This window comes from Kribbella sp. NBC_01510, from assembly GCF_045040325.1.
In the GTDB taxonomy this organism is placed as follows: domain Bacteria; phylum Actinomycetota; class Actinomycetes; order Propionibacteriales; family Kribbellaceae; genus Kribbella.
In genome coordinates this window covers 6,063,057-6,083,988 of record NZ_CP109418.1, presented here as the reverse complement: position 1 = coordinate 6,083,988, position 20,932 = coordinate 6,063,057, and the positions used below count along the sequence as shown (strand labels likewise).

20 protein-coding genes are annotated in these 20,932 nt (G+C 69.3%); 5 read left to right on the top strand and 15 right to left on the bottom strand.

Features of this window, described 5'->3' with window-relative positions; genetic code table 11:
* Nucleotides 1-56: 56 nt before the first annotated feature.
* The gene (locus OG558_RS30225; protein WP_329476007.1) at nucleotides 57-644 is read left to right on the top strand and encodes a winged helix-turn-helix domain-containing protein; all 588 of its coding nucleotides are present in this window, start codon (nucleotides 57-59) and stop codon (nucleotides 642-644) included.
* A 22-nt stretch (nucleotides 645-666) separates the two neighbouring features.
* A complete protein-coding gene (locus OG558_RS30220) occupies nucleotides 667-1,923 on the top strand; it encodes an MFS transporter (RefSeq protein WP_329476006.1) in 1,257 nt (418 codons plus the stop codon).
* Here OG558_RS30220 and OG558_RS30215 read toward each other — a convergent pair.
* The 4 genes from OG558_RS30215 to hisF form a co-directional block, all read right to left on the bottom strand.
* Nucleotides 1,920-3,527 (bottom strand): MDR family MFS transporter, encoded by a 1,608-nt coding sequence (locus OG558_RS30215; RefSeq protein WP_405066017.1) that lies wholly within the window; start codon nucleotides 3,525-3,527, stop codon nucleotides 1,920-1,922. The genes OG558_RS30220 and OG558_RS30215 overlap by 4 nt on opposite strands.
* A complete protein-coding gene (locus tag OG558_RS30210) occupies nucleotides 3,527-4,033 on the bottom strand; it encodes a MarR family transcriptional regulator (protein ID WP_329476004.1) in 507 nt (168 codons plus the stop codon). The genes OG558_RS30215 and OG558_RS30210 overlap by 1 nt, the downstream gene beginning before the upstream one ends.
* Before the next feature lie 157 nt (nucleotides 4,034-4,190).
* Nucleotides 4,191-4,673 (bottom strand): MarR family winged helix-turn-helix transcriptional regulator, encoded by a 483-nt coding sequence (locus tag OG558_RS30205; RefSeq protein WP_329476003.1) that lies wholly within the window; start codon nucleotides 4,671-4,673, stop codon nucleotides 4,191-4,193.
* A complete protein-coding gene (gene hisF / locus OG558_RS30200; protein WP_405066016.1) occupies nucleotides 4,670-5,431 on the bottom strand; it encodes an imidazole glycerol phosphate synthase subunit HisF in 762 nt (253 codons plus the stop codon). The genes OG558_RS30205 and hisF overlap by 4 nt, the downstream gene beginning before the upstream one ends.
* A gap of 109 nt (nucleotides 5,432-5,540) precedes the next feature.
* Between hisF and OG558_RS30195 the strand changes: the two genes are divergently transcribed.
* Nucleotides 5,541-6,734, top strand: coding sequence for an SGNH/GDSL hydrolase family protein (locus OG558_RS30195; RefSeq protein WP_405066015.1), 1,194 nt, complete (start codon nucleotides 5,541-5,543; stop codon nucleotides 6,732-6,734).
* A gap of 58 nt (nucleotides 6,735-6,792) precedes the next feature.
* Here OG558_RS30195 and OG558_RS30190 read toward each other — a convergent pair whose 3' ends face one another.
* The 5 genes from OG558_RS30190 to priA are packed head-to-tail and all read right to left on the bottom strand — an operon-like array spanning nucleotide 6,793 to nucleotide 13,584.
* Nucleotides 6,793-7,725, bottom strand: a complete 933-nt coding sequence (locus OG558_RS30190; RefSeq protein ID WP_405066014.1) for a lysophospholipid acyltransferase family protein — start codon at nucleotides 7,723-7,725, stop codon at nucleotides 6,793-6,795.
* Nucleotides 7,725-9,305, bottom strand: coding sequence for a lactate racemase domain-containing protein (locus OG558_RS30185; RefSeq protein WP_329475999.1), 1,581 nt, complete (start codon nucleotides 9,303-9,305; stop codon nucleotides 7,725-7,727). The genes OG558_RS30190 and OG558_RS30185 overlap by 1 nt, the downstream gene beginning before the upstream one ends.
* 33 nt (nucleotides 9,306-9,338) lie before the next feature.
* The gene (locus tag OG558_RS30180; RefSeq protein ID WP_405072234.1) at nucleotides 9,339-10,535 is read right to left on the bottom strand and encodes a zinc-binding dehydrogenase; all 1,197 of its coding nucleotides are present in this window, start codon (nucleotides 10,533-10,535) and stop codon (nucleotides 9,339-9,341) included.
* Nucleotides 10,535-12,850, bottom strand: a complete 2,316-nt coding sequence (locus tag OG558_RS30175) for an HAD-IB family hydrolase (protein ID WP_405066013.1) — start codon at nucleotides 12,848-12,850, stop codon at nucleotides 10,535-10,537. Before OG558_RS30175 ends, OG558_RS30180 begins: the two co-directional genes overlap by 1 nt.
* Complete coding sequence (gene priA / locus OG558_RS30170) at nucleotides 12,847-13,584, bottom strand: bifunctional 1-(5-phosphoribosyl)-5-((5-phosphoribosylamino)methylideneamino)imidazole-4-carboxamide isomerase/phosphoribosylanthranilate isomerase PriA (protein ID WP_405066012.1); 738 nt, start codon at nucleotides 13,582-13,584, stop codon at nucleotides 12,847-12,849. Before priA ends, OG558_RS30175 begins: the two co-directional genes overlap by 4 nt.
* Before the next feature lie 123 nt (nucleotides 13,585-13,707).
* On the opposite strand from priA, the gene OG558_RS30165 reads away from it, so the two are divergent.
* The gene (locus OG558_RS30165) at nucleotides 13,708-14,823 is read left to right on the top strand and encodes a cytochrome P450 (protein WP_405066011.1); all 1,116 of its coding nucleotides are present in this window, start codon (nucleotides 13,708-13,710) and stop codon (nucleotides 14,821-14,823) included.
* Here the strand turns inward: OG558_RS30165 and OG558_RS30160 are convergent.
* Genes OG558_RS30160 through OG558_RS30140 form a run of 5 tightly spaced genes read right to left on the bottom strand, consistent with a single transcriptional unit; the run spans nucleotide 14,801 to nucleotide 19,176 of the window.
* Nucleotides 14,801-15,559, bottom strand: a complete 759-nt coding sequence (locus OG558_RS30160) for an SDR family NAD(P)-dependent oxidoreductase (protein WP_405066010.1) — start codon at nucleotides 15,557-15,559, stop codon at nucleotides 14,801-14,803. The genes OG558_RS30165 and OG558_RS30160 overlap by 23 nt on opposite strands.
* On the bottom strand, nucleotides 15,556-16,797 hold the full coding sequence (locus OG558_RS30155; RefSeq protein WP_405066009.1) for a class I SAM-dependent methyltransferase: 1,242 nt from the start codon (nucleotides 16,795-16,797) through the stop codon (nucleotides 15,556-15,558). Before OG558_RS30155 ends, OG558_RS30160 begins: the two co-directional genes overlap by 4 nt.
* Nucleotides 16,794-17,546: a DUF1365 domain-containing protein gene (locus tag OG558_RS30150; protein WP_405066008.1), complete on the bottom strand. Its 753-nt coding sequence runs from the start codon at nucleotides 17,544-17,546 to the stop codon at nucleotides 16,794-16,796. Before OG558_RS30150 ends, OG558_RS30155 begins: the two co-directional genes overlap by 4 nt.
* Nucleotides 17,543-18,808: an NAD(P)/FAD-dependent oxidoreductase gene (locus OG558_RS30145; protein ID WP_405066007.1), complete on the bottom strand. Its 1,266-nt coding sequence runs from the start codon at nucleotides 18,806-18,808 to the stop codon at nucleotides 17,543-17,545. Before OG558_RS30145 ends, OG558_RS30150 begins: the two co-directional genes overlap by 4 nt.
* On the bottom strand, nucleotides 18,805-19,176 hold the full coding sequence (locus OG558_RS30140; RefSeq protein ID WP_405066006.1) for a hypothetical protein: 372 nt from the start codon (nucleotides 19,174-19,176) through the stop codon (nucleotides 18,805-18,807). Before OG558_RS30140 ends, OG558_RS30145 begins: the two co-directional genes overlap by 4 nt.
* 98 nt (nucleotides 19,177-19,274) lie before the next feature.
* Between OG558_RS30140 and OG558_RS30135 the strand changes: the two genes are divergently transcribed.
* Entirely contained in the window at nucleotides 19,275-20,186 is a 912-nt protein-coding gene (locus OG558_RS30135; RefSeq protein ID WP_405066005.1) for a MerR family transcriptional regulator, read from the top strand.
* Here OG558_RS30135 and OG558_RS30130 read toward each other — a convergent pair.
* Complete coding sequence (locus OG558_RS30130; RefSeq protein ID WP_405066004.1) at nucleotides 20,167-20,931, bottom strand: class I SAM-dependent methyltransferase; 765 nt, start codon at nucleotides 20,929-20,931, stop codon at nucleotides 20,167-20,169. The two genes, OG558_RS30135 and OG558_RS30130, sit on opposite strands and share 20 nt — an antisense overlap.
* Nucleotide 20,932 lies beyond the last annotated feature (1 nt).

The window sequence follows — 20,932 nt, the reverse complement described above, 5'->3', positions numbered from 1 at the left end:
CGGGGAGAAAGTCTCCGGGGTTGCCCTCCGGAGATCTGAGAGATTACTCTCGAAACATGTCTCTCAGAAATCCGTACGGCGATTTCGAGATCACCGACCCACAGGCCATGCGGGCGCTGGCGCATCCGGTCCGGCTCGCCGCGCTCAGCTACCTGCAGAAGAACGGCCCGGCCACCGCCACGCAGTTGTCCGAGCACGTCGGTGCCTCGCCGTCGGTCACCAGTTGGCACCTGCGGCATCTGGCGACTTTCGGCCTGGTGGTCGACGGCCCACCACCGAGTGGGTCGGACCGGCGGCAGCGGTGGTGGAACGCGGTCGCCCGTGGGTTCCGGTACGCGATGCCGGACACCCCGGAGGGCACCGAGGCGGGGCGCCTGCTGCGGACCGAGATGATGAACCAGGCGCTCGAATCCGCCCAGCACTGGATCGCCGAGACCGAGCCCGTCCTCGATCCCGAGTGGAGCCGGCTGGCCGGATCCGCGAACACCCTCCTGGTCCTCACGCCGGCGGAGGCCGAGGCGATCGAGTCCGCGATCGAGCAACTGCTCGCGCCGTACGTCCAGCGCCGCGACGCCGGCGACACACCGGCCGGCGCGCAGCCGGTCCGCTACCTCCGCATGTCATTGCCCGAAGCAACCACCTGACCCGGATCCTGGGGGGATTACTGTGCGGACACTCTCCGCCACCAGCCTGTGGCGCGACCGACGATTCCGGACCTTCTGGTCCGCGCAGACAGTGTCCGAGTTCGGCGACCGGATCACCGAGCTCGCCCTGCCGCTGATCGCGGTCACCGTGCTCGACGCCTCCCCCAGCCAGGTCGGCTTCCTGACCGCCGCGGTCTGGCTGCCGAACCTGGCCAGCCTCTTCATCGGATCCTGGGTCGACCAGCGCCGGGACAAACGGCCGTTGATGATCGCCGCCGACCTGGCCCGGACGATCCTGCTGCTCACGCTTCCGGCGGCGTACTGGCTGGACCTGCTCACGCTCGGCCAGCTCTACGCGATCGCGATCCTGACCGGTACGGCGCACGTCGTGTTCAACACCGCCTACGCGTCGTTCTTCGTCCGGCTGGTCGACCGGGACCACTTCCTCGAGGCGAACAGCAAGCTGTCCGTGACCCGATCCATCTCGTTCATGGGCGGTCCGGCGGTCGGTGGTGTGCTCGTGCAGTGGCTGAGCGCGCCGGTCGCGATCGTCGTGGACGCGCTGTCCTTCGTGTTCTCGGCGGTCCAGATCAGCCGGCTCGACATCCCACCGGGCGAGGCCGACGAGGCATCGGAGCCGCTGCTCAGCCGAGCCCGGGCCGGCATGCGCTATGTGCTCAAGCACCCGTATCTGCGGGGCAGCCTCGGCTGTGCGACCACGGTCAACTTCTTCAACATGATGGGAATGGCACTGCTGGTGCTGTTCGCGAGCCGCACCCTGGGGCTGTCCGCCGGCACGATCGGTCTCGCCTTCGGCATCGGCGCTTCCGGCGGACTCCTCGGCGCGATCGCCGCCGGGCCGTTGACCCGGGTCTTCGGGGCCGGCCGGGTGATCGCGGCCGGAGCGATCGTGTTCCCCGGCGCCATGGCGTTGGTGGTCCTCGCCCAGGGGCCGGTCTGGGTTCGCGCCGCCGCGCTGGCCGCAGGCGAGTTCGTCGCGTCCTTCGCCGTGATGTGTTTCGACGTACCGCTGAACTCGTTGCAGGCCGCGGTGATCCACGACCACATGCGCAGCCGCGTCGCGGGCGCCTTCAGCAGTATCAACTACGGCGTCAGGCCGCTCGGCGCGGTCGTCGGAGGATTCCTCGGCACCTGGATCGGTGTTCGCGAAACCCTTCTCGTCTCCGCGGCCGGCGGCCTGTTGTCCGTGCTCTGGCTGGTCCGTTCACCGATCATCCGCACCCGCGACCTGACCGGTCTGCAACCACCTGAGCTTTAGTCGTGCACGCTGCTGTCGACCAGGTCCTCGATCTCGTCGACCTTGGCGACGGTGCGCCGCAGCGGGACCTCCTTGATGAAGAACACGGCCACCAGGCTGACCAGGGCACACGCGGCCGCGATCAGGAAGACCCGTCCGGTGGCGTCGCCGTACGACTGACGCACCAGCTCGGCCAGCTGCGGCGGCAGGTGGTTGACGTCCAGCAGGCTCGTGCCGCCGGATCCACCCCCCTGCAGCTTCCGCGCCGCCTCGGCACCGCCCGGTCCGGCCAGCAGACCCTGGATGATCAGGTCCTTGACCCGCGCCGCGAGTACGGCGCCCAGCACCGCCACGCCGACCGCACCACCGAGGCTGCGGAAGAACGAGACCGTGGCACTCGACGCGCCGATCTCTCGGACGTCGACCGTGTTCTGTACGGCGAGGACCAGATTCTGCATGGTCATACCCATGCCGAGCCCCATCGCCAGCATGCCGATACCGGTGTACCAGTACGGCGTGGTGTGGTCGATCGTGCCGAGCAGGACCAGGCCGATGACCAGCAGGATGGCACCACTGACCAGGTACCGCTTCCACTTGCCGTAGCGGGTGATCATCTGCCCCGAGCCGATCGACCCGAGGAACGAGCCGAGCATCATCGGGATCGTCAGCAGGCCGGCCTCGGTCGGGCTGTAGCCACGGGCGATCTGGAAGTACTGACCGAGGAACAGCGCGCTGCCGAACATCGCGACGCCGACCGCTACGCTCGCCACGATCGCCAGCGCGGTGGTGCGCTGCTTGACGACCTTCAGCGGAACCAGCGGCTCCGGGCTCCGGCTCTCGACCAGTACGGCGAGGAGGCCGAACAGGAGCGTGCCACCGACGAACAGGGCCGACTGCCAGGAGATCCAGGCGAAGTCCGAGCCGGCGAAGCTGACCCAGAGCAGCGGCAGGCTCGCGGCCACGGCGATCAGGATCGCGCCGAGGTAGTCGATCCGGACCTCACGCTTGAAGGTCGGCAGGTGCAGGTACTTCTGCAGGATCACCAGGCTGATCACGGCCAGCGGGACGCAGACGTAGAAGCACCAGCGCCAGCCCAGCCAGGAGGTGTCGACGATGACGCCGCCGATGAGCGGGCCGCTCACGGTCGCGACCGCGATCACCGCACCCATGTAGCCGGAGTACCGGCCGCGGTTGCGGGGCGGGATCGCCGCGCCGATGATGGCCTGCGCCAGCGCCATCAGACCGCCCATCGCGAGGCCCTGCAGGACGCGGGCACCGATCAGGAACGGCACGTTGTGGGACAGGCCGGCCAGAGCGGAGCCGACCACGAACAGGGAGATCGCCAGCTGCACCAGCAGCTTCTTGTTGATCAGATCGGCGAGCTTGCCCCAGATCGGGGTGGACACCGTGGTGGCCAGCAGGCTCGCGGTCAGCACCCAGGTGTACTGCGTCTGAGTGCCTTCGAGGTCGGCGATGATCGTCGGCAGAGCGTTGCTGACGATCGTCGAGCTCAGCATCGCCGTGAACAGCGCGGCGAGCAGGCCGATCAGGATCTCGAGGATCTCGCGATGGGTGAGTTCCGGTGCAGCGGGCAGACGCTGCTGCCGGGTCTCCGTGACAGTCATCAGTCTCCAGTCGATTGGGTGCGCCTCACGACCTGACTGGCCTCGGTGATGGCGTGCGCGATCCGCTGCATGGTGTCCGCAGCGGCCAGCAGCGCGTCGTCGTCGAGGTCCGCCAGGGCGGCACGAAGATGCTGGGTGTAGGACGAGTAGAGGGACTCCAACTGGGCCCTTCCGCGCGGCGCCAGGCAGACCAGCCCGACCCGGGCATCGGCCGGGTCCGGTCGACGGCTCACCAGTCCGTCGGCCTCCAGGGCGGTCAGTTGCCGGCTCACCACCGACGCGTCGACGCCGAGCTTGGCGGCGATCTCGCCACCACGCTGCTCGCCGTCGCGCAGCAGGACCTTGAGCACACTCGCGTCGGAACGGCGCAGACCGCCGTCGGGCATCAGGTGCCGATGTTCGATACAGCGCACGGCCCGCACCAATGAGCTGACACCTTCGAGCAGCTCCTGGGCCGACGCGTCCCGCTCTACCCCCGGGACAAGGGGTTGCTGAGCTAGTTGCATAACCCAACTATATGCCGAGTTAGTTGGTTTCCACAACCATCTACGCAGGCTGTGGACAACTACTGACTGTGCGTGAATGCCGCCTGCACGTCCGAGGGCACCCGCGCGATCGCCTGCGGCGCCTGGCTGAACGGCACCACCTGACGGTCCGGACCGCTCAACCCAGGTCGGTGTTGAGGCGGGCCAGGAGGCGTCCGAGGTCGGCGAGGTCGGTGGGGTTCCAGCGGGTGAGGATCGCGCGGAACTCGGTCTGGCGCTGGGCGCGCATCGCGTCGAAGCGCTCGGCGCCGGTGGTGGTGAGGCGGAGCAGCCGCGCGCGGCCGTCGTCGGGGTCGCCGACCCGTTCGATCAGGCCCAGGTTCTCGAGTTGGGTGATGCCCCGGCTGACCGTGGACTTGTCCAGGCCGAGGACCTGGGCGACGTCCGACGCACGGACCCCGGCGCCACCGCTCGCCGTACCGAGCTCGATCTGGGAGATCAGCGCGTAGCCGGCCGCGTCCATCTCGGGGTGCACCCGGCGGGCGAGCCGCAGCGAGGCAGACCGGGATCGGCGGAACAGGGCGGACAGTTGCTGCTCGATGTCCGCGACCAGTTGCTCGCCGTGCTCCGATCGTCCGGTGTCCGGCATCTGCACACTCACCGGACCACGATCCCGGCGTCGCGCAACGCCTTCTTGACGTCCGCGATCCGGAAGTCCCCGAAGTGGAACACACTGGCGGCGAGTACGGCGTCCGCCCCCGCCTCGACCGCGGGCGGGAAGTGCTCCGGCGCCCCCGCTCCACCGCTGGCGATCAGCGGTACGTCGACTACCTCGCGGACCGCCCGGATCAGTTCGAGGTCGAAGCCCTGCTTGGTGCCGTCGGCGTCCATCGAGTTCAGCAGGATCTCCCCTGCGCCCAGCTCACACCCGCGCTGAGCCCACTCGATCGCGTCCAGTCCGGCCGACCGGCGGCCGCCGTGGGTGGTCACCTCGAACCCGCTCGGCTGCCCCGCGGAACGCCGTACGTCGAGGGACAGCACCAGCACCTGGTTGCCGAAACGGTGGGCGATCTCCCGGATGACTTCCGGCCGGGCGATCGCGCCGGTGTTGATGCCGACCTTGTCCGCACCGGCCCGCAGCAGCCGGTCCACGTCCGCCGCTTCGCGGACCCCGCCGCCCACGGTGAGCGGGATGAACACCTGCTCGGCGGTCCGCCCGACCACGTCGTACGTCGTCTCGCGCGAGCCCGAGGACGCGGTGATGTCGAGGAAGGTGAGCTCGTCGGCGCCCTCCGCGTCGTACACCTGGGCCATCTCGACCGGGTCCCCGGCGTCCCGCAGGCCGGTGAAGTTCACACCCTTGACCACCCGCCCGGCATCGACGTCCAGACAAGGGATCACGCGCACGGCAAGAGTCACGCGGAAAGGGTACCGACTCGAACCTCGCAAACCTGGTCTTCCCCGAAATCTAGTTGCATTGCAACTAGACGCCCTGCAACTATCGGATCTTTCCTACGAGAGGACCACGATGCGCACCACCCTGATCGCCACGCTCGCCTTGACCGCCGCGGCGCTCGTCACGTCGCCGGCGCAAGCCATGCCTCGCGATCCCACCTGGTCGGCTGCCTGGGCGACGGCGATGCAACGTCCAACCTCGGCGACCGGCAACTGGAGCACGGCCGGCTTCGATCACCAGACGATCCGGCAGACGATCCGGCTCAGCACGGGCGGCCGGAGCGTTCGGATCCGGCTCTCGAACCAGGACGGCACCAAGCCGCTCCACCTCACCGGCCTGACACTCGGCGAACGGCACCTGACGGCGACCTTCCACGGCTCACGGCGGACCACCATCGCGACCGGCCGGACGATCACCTCGGACCCGCTGAACCTCGCGACCACCGCCGGTGAACAACTCACGATCTCGCTGTACGTCGACGGCGCCACCGGGCCGGCCACCTTCCACGAGGACGGCCTCACCACGACGTACGCGGCCGACGGCAACCATCTGTACGACGACGCGGCCGGTGGCGAGACCAGTCACTCGGTCTACTACCTCACCGGCGTCGACGTGACCGACGTGACCGACGCGACCGGCACTGTCGTCACGTTCGGCGACTCGATCACCAACGGACACAACTCGACCGTCGGTGCCGATCACCGCTACTCCGACGCATTGGCACAGCGGCTCCGGACACGTCGGCTCGGCGTGGCCAACGTCGGTATCACCGGCAACCTGCTGCTCAGCGAGTTGCCCTGCTTCGGCGCGCAGGGCGTGTCCAGGTTCGATCGCGACGCCCTGGGGCAGCCAGGGGTTCGCACAGTGATCGTGGAGGAAGGCGAGAACGACATCTGGGACAGCGAGCACAACTTCGGCTGCGGGGTCACTCCGAGGGTCACCGCGGAGCAACTCATCGGCGGTTACCGCCGCATGATCGCGGCTGCGCACGCGCACGGTGTGCGGATCGTCGGCGGCACGATCACGCCGTTCAAGGCCGACTACATGGAACCGGCCGAGTTCGCCCGGGCGGAGGCCATCCGCGACCAGGTCAACCACTGGATCCGCACCTCTGGCCAGTACGACGCGGTCGCCGATTTCGCCCTGGCCGTCGGTGACCCGGCGGACGAGCAGCGGCTCGACCCCGCGTACGACTCCGGCGATCACCTGCACCCGAACGACGCCGGCTACGCGGCGCTGGCCGCTGTCGCCGCCGGCACCATCTGACCGTTGCGTCCGAAGATCTGGGGCTGATAGCCCACAGATCTTCGGACGTAACGAGGTTCTACTTCCAGGCGCGGTGGTTGGTGCGGGCCGGCTTGATCGGGGCGGTGGATTCCCAGACGCGGCGCCAGCGGGCGGCGTCGGGACCGGACTGGGACGGGGACTGCCCGGCTGCGACGCGACGGCGGGACTCGTACCAGGTGGTCGACTCCTCGTCGAGGAGGGCCGAGACCGCGGCGGAGATCTTCGGCGCGAACTCGCGCGCGCTCTCCCCCTCGGCCGGGTGCAGCGGATCGCCGTACCGGACCGCGACCGCCGGGCGGCCGGGGATCGGCCAGCCGCGGCCACGGGGCATCGCGGCGAACGAACCCTTGATGCCGACCGGGATCACCGGCACACCGTGCTCGACGGCGAGGTACGCCGCACCCATCCGGAACCGCTCCATCCAGCCGTCGGGCGAGCGCGTCCCCTCCGGGAAGACGACGACGTTCCAGCCGTCCGCGAGCAGGTCGCCCGGGGTCGAGCTGAGCTTGCCGCCGCGACGCTCGATCGGGAACGTGTTGAACACGATCGCCGACGCGGTCGCCCGCCACCAGGTGTCGAAGAAGTAGTCCGCTGCCGCGGCCACCGCGGTCTTGCGACGCATGCCGTCCGGCAGCGTGCACAGCAGCAACGGAGTGTCCAGGTGCGACGAGTGGTTCGCCACGATCAGCGCCGGGCCGTTGAGCTTCAACAGCGAGTCGAGCCCGCTCACCTGCGGGTTCACCTCGAAGCGCAGCACCGAGTTGAGCGCGCCCTTCTGCAGCACCTCGCGGACCGCGATCGCCGCCGGCGTCCGGGCCCACTTCGTCGGGAAGACCGAGGTCTCCTTCGGGATCACGTACGGCTCGGCCGACCGCGGCACCTGCGGCCGCCGGCCCCACCGCCAGCCGCGCGCGACCTGCTTCACGTCACGCGCGGTGTCCCGGCTGAACTTCACCAGGCCGGTACCCATCAGCGCACGTCCGCGAGCAGGTGCGGCGGGTTGTGCAGGTAGGTGATCGACGGCGACCGGCCGACCGAGTGGCTGACCATCTCGAGCGCGTCCTGGAGCGTCGACGCGGACCGGAAGCCCATCCGCTCGACGGTCTTGCGGTTCGCGCCGACCCAGACGATGTCGCCGCAGTGGTCGAGCGCGTGCGAGATCCAGTACCACATGTAGAACGGGTGCACGCCGTGGTATGCGTACGACGTCCGGTACAGGTGGATGTACCACGGGTCCTCGGCGTACTGCTTCTCGAACTTCGCCTCGATCGTCGCCGGGTCGGTGCTCTCCGAGAGCACCTCCTCGAAGAAGTCGACGTACGACGGGTGGTGCAGCTGGCTGAACTCGTACGGCACCGGGTGGTAGAGGATGACGGCGCCGTCCTTGCGGACCACGGGGTTGCCCCGGTACGAGTTGAAGTAGTAGCCCAGGCCCATGCAGGCGGCCAGGATCGGGTTCATCACCGAGTTCACGTTGTACGGGCCGACGAACGGCACGCCCATGATCGCGACGTCGGACTGGCCCTGCACCTCGACCAGGTGCTGGCGGTGCACGTTCGCGATGGTCTTCTCGTGCACCGGCTCGATCGCGCCGGCGTGGATCCCGGTCAGCCCGTAGTTCGACCGGACGTCGGTGAAGATCCGGTGCCGCAGCTTGTTCGGCGCCGCCGCGAGCGCGCGCTTGGTGCCGAGCATCGAGGCCTGGTCCTTGATCGACCACTCCCACTCGCGCTTCTGCAGGAACTCCAGCGGACCACCGAAGATGTCGTTGTTCAGCGTCGTCTCGATCTGGAACACCTTGACGTGCTGGGTCAGCACCTCACCCATCCGCCAGGCGGAGTGGTGCATCTTCGAGGCCTTGTGGTCCATGAACGAACGGGAGTGGATCATCGTGTGGCTGTTGTGGTGGTGCTTCAGCGACTTGTACGACGCCAGCCCGATCGACGTCGACTTGTGGCCGCCGTCCATCGCCACCAGATTCACGTTCACGTAGACCAGCAGGTCGGACTCGGCCGCCCGCTTGGAGATCTCGACGTCCTCGCCGTGCTTGGTCTGGCCCAGGTGGGTCAGGTTCGCGGTGTCCTCGGCGTCGAAGTTGTAGAGCTTGCCGTCGGGGAAGAACGACCGGAAGACCCGCTCGCCGACGATGTCGCGCAACTCGTTCGGGGTGAGCCGGCGGTGCAGCGCGTTCGCCGAGATCAGCTCGACGTCGTCGACGCCCGCGTCGGCGGCCAGCGTCAGGACGGCCTCGATGACGCGCTGGCGGATGTCCGGCTTCTTCATCGGCGGCAGCGGCAGCGAGATGTCGTCGAAGGCGATGGTCAGCCGCATCCCCGCGTGCAGCAACTCCGGCAGCGGCTCGGAGTCGATCGGGTTCAGCAGCGCGTTCTGGATCGCCTCCTCGACGTCCCGGACCGGCGGCAGCGCCTCCGGCGGGTACACCACCCGGGTGCCGAGCGGGAACCGCTCCAGCAGGAAGCCCTCACCGTTGTGCACGAGCAGCGGCGGCGTCCGGTCGTCAACCTCAAGCACAAACCCTGGCCGAGACATGTCAGAACCTCTCTCGTCGTACGTTCGGCGCCCTCATGAGGCCCTCACATCGAATGCGACCTTGACCGTGCCGAGTCGGCCGGCCGAATGCGCGTGGTCGATCGCCTCGCGCCAGCGGTACAGCGGGTAGCGGGCCCCGACGATCCCGTCCAGCGGGGCCCGGCCGGCCAGGTCGAGCGCGGTCTCGAACGCCGGGCGGCCGTTCGGTTCCTCCCGCGCGGACGCATAGGTGCCGGTCACCTCGAGCTCGCGGAACCACACCGGCGACAGGTCGGCGCCGCTGGCCGGCATCCCGGACAGGACCACCCGGCCGCCGGCCTTGGTGACCCGCAGCACGGTGTCGATCGAGTCCTTGCTGCCGACCGCGTCGACCGCGACGTCCACACCACCGAGCAGGAATTCGCCCGCCCCGAAGTCCGGCTTCAGCCGGAACGCGCCGGTCGACCGCCGGACGCCGCGGAACACCTCGTCGGGCGCGACCACGTCGCTGGCACCGAACGCCCGCGCCAGCTCACGCTGCCTCGCGTGCTTGGCGACCACCGTGATCCGGCCGGCCTGGGTCAGCTCCCGCAAGGCGAGCGTGGCGAACAGCCCGACCGCACCGGCACCACTGACGAGCACCGACTGCCCCGGCTCGACCTTGGCCCGCAGCGCGGCATGCACCGCACCGGCCAACGGCTCGACCAGCACGGCCCGCTCGTCGGACATCCCGTCCGGTACGGCGTACAGCTGGCTGCGGTGCGCGATCATCACGTTGCCCCAGCCGCCACCGGTGTCGTGGCAGAACCCGGTCTGCAGACCCGGCGCCACGTGGCCGACGGTGATCCGGTCGCACCGGTTGGTGTTGCCGGACGCGCAGCCCGCACACGGCTCGACACCACGGGCGGCGCAGGTCAGGACGGAGTCCATCACGACGCGGGTGCCCTTCGGCAGATCCTCGCAGTCGTCGAGCAGTTCTCCGACGATCTCGTGGCCGGGCACGAACGGCATCGACACGACCGCGGAGAAGTACAGCTTGGTCGCCCCGGTCACCATGCCGAGGTCGGAGCCACAGATGCCGGACAGGATCGGGCGGATCCGCGCCCAGCCCTCCCGCTCGGCCTTCGGCTCGTTGATCGTGACAAGACGCAGCGGCGCGGCCGGACCGGTCAGGATGCCGGGGATGCGGCCGCCGACCGCCTTGGCCGCCAGGAACTTGGCCGGCGACCGGTACATCTCGAGCGCGAGCATCATCGGGCGTTCACCCCAGGGAGCTCCAGTCGGGACGAAGTGGATGGAGTCTTCCAGTCGACGATCTGCCAGCGCGCGGCCCGGGCGGCCCGGAACAGCGACACGTCCGGCGAGACCGCGACCGGATTGCCGACGGTCGTCAGCATCGGCAGGTCCGAATGGCTGTCGGCGTAGGCGTAGGACTTGGACAGGTCGATGTTCGTACCGCGGGCGCGGTGCTTGATCCACGCGGCCCGGGACTCACCGACCAGCGGCGGCCCGGACAGGAAGCCGGTGCAGCGGCCGCGGTCGTCAACCGCCAGCTCGGCCGCGACGATCTCGTCGAACAGCGGCTCGAGTGGCCGGGTCAGCGGCCGGATCGCGCCGGTGATCAGGATCGTCTTGTGCCCGGCCGCGCGGTGCTCGCGGATCCGTCGTACGGCAGCGCCGCTCAGCCGTTCCAGCACGTGCTCGGCGAGGATCTCGTCGACGATCCGGTTCAGCTCCTCCAGATCGGCGCCCTCGTAGCGGCGGTAGATCGTGCGGAGGAACGTGCCCCGGTCCTTGCGCTCGGCCGAGATGAGCTTCGGCAGCCGGCGCAGCATCGAGCCGATCTCGCCGACCCGCTGGTGACTGTCGAGCTCGGGCAGCCGCATCCACAGATAGGTCTCGATCACGTTCGACGACAGCAGCGTGCCGTCCATGTCGAACGCGGCGATCACCTCTGCGTCTGTGTTGCTACCAGCCGGCTCGTCGATTTTCTTGAGCACCCCGGCGGACTCGGCCAGCGCCTTGTTCCGCTTCTTGCGTACGACGTCCAGCCGGCGGAGCGAGTCGGTGACACTCGGGCAGTGCACCTCTTGCAGGTAGTGCTGCCAGTCGACGATCGAGGTGTCGCACCAGAACTTCTCCTGGTCGTCGCCTTCGAGCGCGTTGTGCAGGGCGAGCACGTTGTCGTCGATGAACTGGAGCTCCGCCTGGGCATACTCGGAGTACAGATCCATGTAGCGGCGGAGGAAGTCGAGCCGGCGCTTCTGCACATCGAGCTCGCGGGCGTACTTCCGGGTCCGCTCGCCGCGCGGGACGCGGGTGATCACGGCGTCGGCCAGCTTGTGCGCGCGTTCGCCATACCGGAGCATCGACTCGACCGAGTCGCCGCCGGGGAACTTCCACACCGGCAGCCGGACCGCGCCGCGCTCACCCAGGTCGAACGGGTGCTTGGAGAAGTACGCGCGGACTCCGGCGTACAGCTGTTCGAAGGTCAGCGGGTTCCGCGCGCCGGAGCTGACGTGGTAGTACTCCGGCTTCGACAGCTCCGGCTCGGTCGCCATCACCGCGCAGATCGCGCCGACGACGTGGTCGACCGGGATGATCTCGACCACGGAGTCCGGGCTGGCCGGGAACTCGGGCAGCTCGCCGCGGCCGTAGGCCAGGATCAGCGGCTCGGCCATCTTGAAGCCCTCGATCCAGCCCGGGTGCGGGCTCTGCACCGCGGACTCGATGATGGCCGGCCGGACGATCGAGGTCGGCAGCTTCGACGAGAACTCCTCGACCACGCGCTCGCCGAGCGCCTTGGTGAACGTGTAGCAGTCGGTCCAGCCGAGGCTGCGGGCCCGCTCCGTGCCGGTCTCGACCAGCTTCTTCGCGACCCACTCGGTACGGCGGCGCTCGGTGTCGGCCGCGGCCGTCAGGTGACCGGCGCGACGGTGCAGCTTCTCGGCGTCCTTGCGGAACTTGCCCAGCATCGGCGCGGACCGGGACTGCTCCTCGATCCGGGACTTCATCGCCATCCCGGCCTCGGCCTCGGCCCGCCAGTCGACGGTGTGCTCGACCGACGCCTCGGGAATCGCGCCCCGGCGCCGTCCGGCGGTGTACGCGGTGGAGATGTGCACGTAATGAATACGACGGCCGGTCCCTGCGCGGCTTTCATCGATGCGCTCGAGCAGGCTCTTGGTGCCGAGCACGTTGGTCGTGAACGCCTCGTGGATCGGCGGGTCGAAGCTGACGTCGCCGGCACAGTGCACGACGATGTCGAGATCCGTCGGCAGCTCCGGTACGTCGGACAGGTCGCCGTCGATCACCTGGATCCGGGCCGCGGACAGCGCCTCGGCGTCGGCGTGCTCGGTGCCCTCGCCGTAGAACGGCTTGAAGATGTCCTTCTTCAGCAGCTGCGCCATCCGGTCGGTGCCGGTGAGCGAGCCCTTCGGGCGGATGATCGCGACCACGGTGGTGCCCGGCAGGTCGCCGATGATCCGATGCAGCAAGGCCTCACCGACGAACCCGGTGACGCCGGTGACCAGGACCTTCTTGTCCTTGAGCTTGTCGGCCAGACTCACTTCTCGCCTCCACGCGTGAGCTCGAGTGCCTCGGTCAGGGTGAACGCACCGGCGTACAGAGCCTTACCCACGATGACGCCTTCGACGCCGTCCGGGACCAGTGTGCTCAGCGCCTTCAGGTCGTCCAGGCTGGAGACGCCGCCGGAGGCGACGATGGGCTTCGCAGCGCGCGCGCACAGATCGCGGTACAGGTCCAGGTTCGGGCCCTGGAGCATGCCGTCCTTGGTGACGTCGGTGACCACGTACCGCTCGCAGCCGGCCGCTTCCAGCCGCTCGAGCACCTCGTACAGGTCGCCGCCTTCCTTGGTCCAGCCGCGGGCCGCCAAGGTCCGGCCGCGGACGTCGAGCCCGATCGCGACCCGGTCGCCGTACTGCCGGATGATCCGGTCGCACCACTGCGGGTCCTCGAGCGCGGCGGTGCCGATGTTGACCCGGCGCGCCCCGGTCGCGAGCGCCGCCTCGAGCGAGTCGTCGTCGCGGATGCCACCGGAGAGCTCGACCTGGACATCCAGCTTGCCGGTCACCTCGGCGAGCAGTTCACGGTTGCTGCCCCGGCCGAACGCCGCGTCCAGGTCGACCAGGTGGATCCACTCCGCACCCGCGTCCTGCCACGCCATCGCAGCGGCCAGCGGATCGCCGTACGACGTCTCGCTGCCGGCCTCGCCCTGCACCAACCGGACCGCCTGACCGTCCGCCACATCCACGGCAGGCAGCAGCACCAGGTTCTCAGACATGGCCCACACCCTAGAGGGCGTTCCTCCGGGATCCGTAACCCGGAGGCCCGCTGAGTCGTTGAGATCCAATCTGTCTCAGCAATACCAGTCTACTCGCTGGTCTCATCGATCTAGGGTGGCTGCGTGGTCACCCTGGAGGAACTCGAGACAGATCCGCACCCGGCCCTCGCCGCGCTCCGGCCGGTGGGGTGGGTGGAGGCGCTCGGCGGGTGGGTGGTGTCCTCGCGCGGGCTGGCTCTCCAGGTTCTGCGTGATCCGGAGACCTTCACCGTTGACGACCCGCGGTTCTCGACCGCGCAGGTGGTCGGGCCCTCGATGCTGTCGTTGGACGGCGCCGCGCACGCCGCGCACCGCGAGCCTTTCGATCCGCCGTTCGGTCTCGCCGAGACGCGCCACCGCTTCACCACCTTCGTGCAACAGACCGTGGACGAACTGCTCGCGGCCGTCCAGCCCGCCGGCGCCGACCTTCGGACAGCTCTTGCCGGGCCGTTGTCCGTTGCGGTGGTCGCGTACTCGCTCGGGTTGCCGCCGGCCTCGGCCTCGACGGTGCTGGGCTGGTACACCGCGATCTCCGACTCGGTCTCCGGTGTCTCGGCCGGACGGCCGGTCACCGCCGAGGGCGCCGCCGCCTTCGCGGAGTTGCACAAACACGTTGCCTCAGGCATCGACTCGTCCGACTCGCTGGTCGCGGCGGCGGCGCAGGCCGGACTCGGTGTGGACGAGGTGGTGGCGAACGCCGCCGTACTGATGTTCGGCGGGATCGAGACCACCGAGGGCATGATCACGAACGCGCTGTGGCATCTGCTGACGCACCAGGATCAGCTGGATCTTGTGCTCGCCGACCGCTCGTTGCTGCCCAACGCGATCGAGGAGTCGCTCCGCCTCGAACCGGCCGCGGCCGTGGTCGACCGCTACGCCACCCGCGATGTCGACCTGGCCGGTGAGTCCATCCGACAGGGCGACTTCGTCACCGTGTCGCTCGCCGGCGCCGGCCGCGACCCGGCGGTCTTCGAGGCGCCCGACGAGTTCGACGTACGGCGGTCCAACGCGCGACGCCATCTCGCCTTCGCCAGCGGACCGCACATCTGCCTCGGGATGCACCTGACCCGCCTGGAGACTCTGACCGCGGTTGACGCCGTACTGCGGCTGCCCGGCCTGCGACTCGCAGCTGGGTCACCACCACCGCGGGGTCTCGTCTTCCGCAAGCCGTCCGCTCTCAACGTGCTGTGGGACGTCTGACCCGCTGCATCGCGGTCGCCCAGAGGCGGACCGGAAGCAGGCGGGCGATCTTCATCAGCACGGCCATCGGCAGCGGGAAGACGATCTCGGCCCGGCCCCGTTCGAGTCCGTCGCAGATCGCCCGGGCGGCGTGATCCGCTTCGATGATGAACGGCATCGGGAAGGAGTTCCCGGCGGTCAGTTCGGTCTTGACGAACCCGGGACAGACCGTGACGACATCGACTCCCAGTCCGGCGACCGCGATCCGCAACGCTTCCAGCAGGTTGATCTGCGCAGCCTTGGTGGCGCCGTACGCCTCGGCCCCGGCCAGGCCGCGATATCCCGCCACGGACGACACCCCGACGAACCCGCCACGGCCACGCTCGAGCATAGGTGGCAGCACCGCGCCGAGAACGTTGTTCAGGCCGAGCAGGTTGACCTCAATGTGCCGGGCAAAGAGGTCCCGGTTCCAGGCTGCAGCGTCCAGTTGCTCCCAGACGCCGGCGCTGAACACGACCAGGTCCGGCGCACCGATGAGGCCGGCGACCTCCTTGGCGGCCACGTCGACCGCGATCCGATCGGTCACATCGAGCGGAACGGCGGACATCCGGTCGCCGGCGACATCCTTGAGCTGATCGGGCCGCCGAGCCGAGATCGCCACTCGCGCGCCCCGAACGACCAGCTCGGCAGCCAAGGCGGCACCAATTCCGCTGGAGGCGCCGATCACCCAGACCGCCCGGCCCGCGAGGGCGCTCATCGCGATCCCCGGGCCAGCTGCAGCTGACCGACATCGAGATAGCCCGACGCGAAGCCGGCCTCGCAGTAGGCCAGATAGAACTCCCACGTCCGACGGAAGCTCTCGTCGAACCCGAACCGCCGGAGCTGTGGCCACTGCTCCTCGAAGCGTCGCCGCCAGCGCCGTAGCGTCTCCGCGTAGTGCGGACCGAACCGACCATCGGCGACGATCCGGAGCCCAGTGTTCACCGCCAGGCTCTCCTCGATCGCCCGCCGAGACGGAATCAGACCGCCCGGGAAGATGTACTTCTGGATCCAGCTGAACGAGTTGCGCGTCGCCAGCATCCGGTCGTGGTCCATCAGGATCGCCTGCAACGCGATCGTGCCACCAGGAGCCAGCAGGCGGTCGAGTGCGGCGAAGTACGTCGGCCAGTACTCCTCGCCCACGGCCTCGATCATCTCCACGCTGACGATCGCGTCGAACTCACCCCGCACCGACCGGTAGTCCTGCAGCCGCAGCTCAATTCGATCGCCGAGACCGGCGTCGGCCACCCACTTCGTCGCGAGGTCGAGCTGCTCGCTGGACAAGGTCACGCCGGTGACCAGTGCACCCCGGCGTGCGGCCGCGATCGCGAGTGCGCCCCAACCGGTGCCGATCTCGAGCAGCCGGGTGCCGTCGGTCACTCCGGCCAGATCGAGGATCCGGTCGATCTTGCGACGCTGGGCCGACTCCAGACTCTGAGCGCCGTACGGCGGCTGTCCGTCGAACACCGCGCAGCTGTAGCTCATCGTCGGGTCGAGGAATCGGGCGAAGAGCTCGTTGCTCAGGTCGTAGTGCGCACTGACGTTGGCGCGTGCCCCGGAGAGCGAGTTGCGCAACCGGCGGGGAACGCGCTGGTCCACGAGACCGCGCAGCCGGGTCAGCGGGCGGGGCAGCAGCGCGGTGAGCCGGGCCGCGAACGGCGTCAGCAACTCACCGAGATCGGTGCCCTCGGCAACGGTCCAGTCGCCGGCCGTGTAGGCCTCGCCCAGACCGATCTTCGGGTTGCGCCCGAGCCGGTCGAAGAACGCGACGGGCCGGACGATCCGCAGGGCCGGATCGTCCGGGCCGCCGCCACCCCGGACGGTGCCGTCCGGGTAGAGCGCCCGTACCGGCACGCCCGCCAGGACCCGGTCCACCAGGGCTCGGGTGAGCCAGGCCCGGGGACGTAGCGGGCCTGGCCGATTGTGGATGCGCGGCGAGGTGATGATCGAGGTCATCGGACTCCTTCCGGTGGTTGGTGAACTGGTCGGGACAGCACCGGCAGGCCGCGGAGCCACAGCCAGATCCCATGCGCGCGGATCAGGATCGAGGCGCGCTGCGGCATCGCCGGCAGGACGAGTGCGGTCTTGGCCACGGCCATGGCCGTCGCCGGGCGGATCCGGCCGCCGAAGCCGGCCGCGAAGACCGGTCGGTCGCCACGGTTCAATGTGATCGAGATTGACAGGCGCTCCGGCGACACCGCGAACCGGAAGGCGTAGCGGCCGGAGACGTCGTTGAACGGCGACACGAAGAACTCCTTGCCGACTTCCGCCGTACCGTCGGCCTCGGGGCGGAGCAGGTACGCGTGCCGCTCGCCGTACGTGTTGTGCACCTCCGCCACCACGCATCGGAGCGCGCCGTCGGCGGCGAAGCACCAGAACACGGTGAGCGGGTCGAAGACATAGCCGAGAACCCTGGCGTTCGCGAGCATGACGACGCGGTCGCCGGATCCGAGTACGACGCCTTGGTGGGCCAGGTAGCGCTCGACAGCGGGCTTGATTCCGGCGGATCCGCTGCCCAGGTGGTCACGTGCGTCGAACGTGGCGAGCGGCCGCAACCAGGGTGGAAGCTGGGGCAACTCGTCAAGGTCGACGAGCCACAGGTACGCACGGTGCCGGAACTCGTGCCGGACCGGGATTCGGCGCCGGTGCCAGACATGTCCGACGACGAGCGCCGGGAGCGTCGGCAGATCGCTCAGTGTCGTCACCACTCGACTCCGAACGCGGCGGCGGCTGCGACGCCCGAGCGGCAGCCGTCCTCGTGGAAGCCCCACCCGTGGTACGCGCCCGCAAACGTGGTGCGATCGGTGTTCAGGGTTGGGAGCCGTGACTGGGCGGCGACCGCGGTCGCGTCGTAGACCGGATGGCGGTAGTCCATCACCGCGAGCACCGCGGCCGGATCGATCCGCTCCCGGGCGTTCAGCGTGACCAGGAACTGGGATTCGGTGTCCAGACCTTGCAGCCGGTTCATCCAGTAGGTCACCACCGGTGGCCGATCGTCGGAGGTGGTGCGGAAGTTCCACGCCGCCCGGGCCCTCGGCGTCCGTGGCAACAGCGACGCGTCGGTGTGCAGCACTGTTTCGTTGCGCGAGTACTCGAAGGCGGAGAGGACCTCCTTCTCGGCCGGATCCGCATCGGTCAGCAACTCGAGCGCGGTGTCGGCGTGGGTCGCGACGGCCACCCGGTCGAAGCACGCCGTCTCACCGGCGGCGTCCGTCACCCGTACGTCGTCGACGCCACGAACGATGCCCCGAACCGGCCTGCCCGCACGGACCGACTCGAGCCGGTCGGCGATTGCGTCCACATAGGTCCGCGAACCACCCACGACCGTGGACCATTGCGGCGAGTCCCGGAAGGACAACATGCCGTGCCGCTCGAGGAAGCGGAACAAGTAGCGGGCCGGATACTGCAGCGACGACTGTGCACCGGTCGACCAGACACACGACACCAGCGGTACGGCGTACAGCCGCCGGAACCGGGGTGAGAAGCCCTCCGAGTCCAGGAAGTCGCCAAGGCTGGTCAGGTCCACATCACTGGTCGAGGCCAGGAACGCAGCCGCCCGCCGATGGAACCGGCCGACCTGGCCGAGGACACCGAGGAACCGGGGATCGGCGACCCGGCGACGCTGGGCGAAGACCCCGCCGGCTCCGAGACCTCCGGCGTACTCGAGGCCAGTGGCCGGATCGCTGATGCTCATGCTCATCTCGGTCGGCCGGGTTGCGATGCCGAGCTCTCCGAACAGCTTGCGGAGCTTGGGGTAGGTGCGGTCGTTGTGCACGATGAAGCCCGTATCGACCGCCAGTGGAGCGCCGGCAGCGTCGCGGACGACCTGGGTGTTCGCATGGCCGCCGAGCCGGGGCTCGGCCTCGAACAAGGTGACCGAGTGCGACCGCGACAGCAGGTACGCCGCAGTGAGGCCGGAGACCCCGGCTCCGACGACCGCGACCGTCGGCTGGGTGGTGCGGGTCATCGGCGGTCCCGCGCAGCCGCGAGCGAGGACGCGCACAGCAGTCCCCAACCGGCAGCGATGCCGGCCACCTTGGCCCGTGATCGTGGTGGTCCGGCCAGGCCGAACCCGGCCACATCGGTGAGGTCGCACGCGACCCGGGCGACGATCGCCGCCTGCAGCGGGCGACCCGCCGGGGCCAGCAGCATCGTCGCGCCCGACAACAGATCCCGGACCCCGATCACCGTGCCGAGCACCCGCCCGGACCGGCCGATCGGCAGGCCGTCCGCCAGATCCGTGGCCCGGATCAGCGAGTCCGGGCGGGCTGCTGTGTAGGCGCCGTACCCGAGGGTGAGCAGTCCTAGGAAACGGGGCAGGAGCTGAGCTCTCATCGGGTGGCCTTCCATGCTGTCTAGGTTCTGTCTAGGAATACTAGAGCAATCAGGCCAACTCTGTCTAATGTCCGTCTAAGGAATGTAGAGTGTCTGCCATGGATTCCGCGGACGCGCCCGGATTGCTCCGGATCGGAGAGCTGAGCCGCCGGGTCGGCGTCAGCGACCACGTCCTGCGCGCGTGGGAGAACCGGTATGGGTTGCTCTCCCCGGTGCGGTCCGCCGGCGGCTTCCGGCTGTACTCCGAGAACGACGAGCGCCGGGTACGACGGATGCAGGCCGAGCTGGCCAACGGGCTGTCAGCCGCTCAGGCGGCCCGGGTGGCCTTGGCCGGCGAGCTGCCGGTGGGCGTAGCTGACCGCGCGGTCCACGAAGTGCCGCCCGTTGACGGCGCCGCGGCGGCATTCGGTGTCGCGCTGGACGCGATGGACGAGCCGGGCGCACAGGGCGCGCTGGACCAGCTGCTGAACGAGTTCACCGTCGAGACCGTGCTCCGTGACGTCGTGATCCCCTACCTGCACGACCTGGGCGAGCGCGTCGCGCAGGGCGTCGTCGGGATCGGTCAGGAGCACTTCGCGAGCCACGTGATCCGCGGCCGGCTCGCCGGGCTGGCTCGAGGCTGGGGTGGTGGGCGCGGCCCACACGCCGTACTGGCGTGCCCGCCCGAGGAGCACCACGACCTGGCGCTGATGGTGTTCGGCATCGTGCTGGCGCGCAACGGCTGGCGGATCGGCTATCTGGGCGCGAACACCCCGATTGCCGACGTACTCCGGATCGCCGAGGACACCACACCCGAACTGGTCGTCCTCGCCGCCACCGTCCCCGAACGCCTCACGCCGATCGTCGGCGAGCTGCGCCGACTGGCGTCGGCCGCACCACTCGCGCTGGCCGGGGCCGGTGCGAGTCAGGCGATCGCCGACGAGACCGGGGCCTGGCTGCTCGCCGGCGATCCGGTCAGCGAGGCGCTCCGAGTGACGGGCGCCTCTGACCTCACCGACCGGGGCGCGTGAGGACCAGCATCGCGGCGGAGTAGACGGGCACGAGGCGATCCGGGTCGCGCTCCACGTCGACCGCGAAACGCTCGAAGCCGGGCGCGATCTCGTCCTCCGGCAGGTGCTCGAACGTCGAGAGCGCCCGCAGCTTGAGCCGCTCGTACGCCGCGCGGAACGTGCGTGGTTCCTCGGTCGTCACCCAGACCGGCTCATCGTCCGGGACGAGCCCGGCCTGTCGCGCGAGCTGTTGGGACTGCTCGACGGTGAGATACATGCCGGCATCGACCGCGCGGGCGGACGGGAAGTAGTCGTACCAGAACAGGTCCGGCATCAGGTTGGCGAACTGGCTGCGCAGGAACGCCACTCCCCCGGGCCGCAGCACGCGGTGCACCTCCTGGAGCGCCTTGAGCTGGTCCGGAAAGTGATGGAAGGACAGGAACATCAGCACCCCGTCGACCGATGCCTCAGGCAACGGAATGTCCTCGGCGCTGCCCTTCAGGTAGGTGACTGCGGAGTGCGCGGCGGCCCTCTCCGCCGTCTCCCGCATCCGGTCCGACGGCTCCACGCCGTACACCGGACCGTGGAACTCGTCGGCCAGTCCAGGGGTGAAGCGGCCGCTGCCGCTGCCGAGGTCGAGGATCCGCAAGGGGCGTTGCTCAGGGAAGTGCGCCGCGAGTGCAGCGGTCCACCGTCGCACTTCTTCGGGGGCCATCCCCCGGCCGGCGACGTACACACTGCCCATCCGACCGTCGTAGTCGACCATG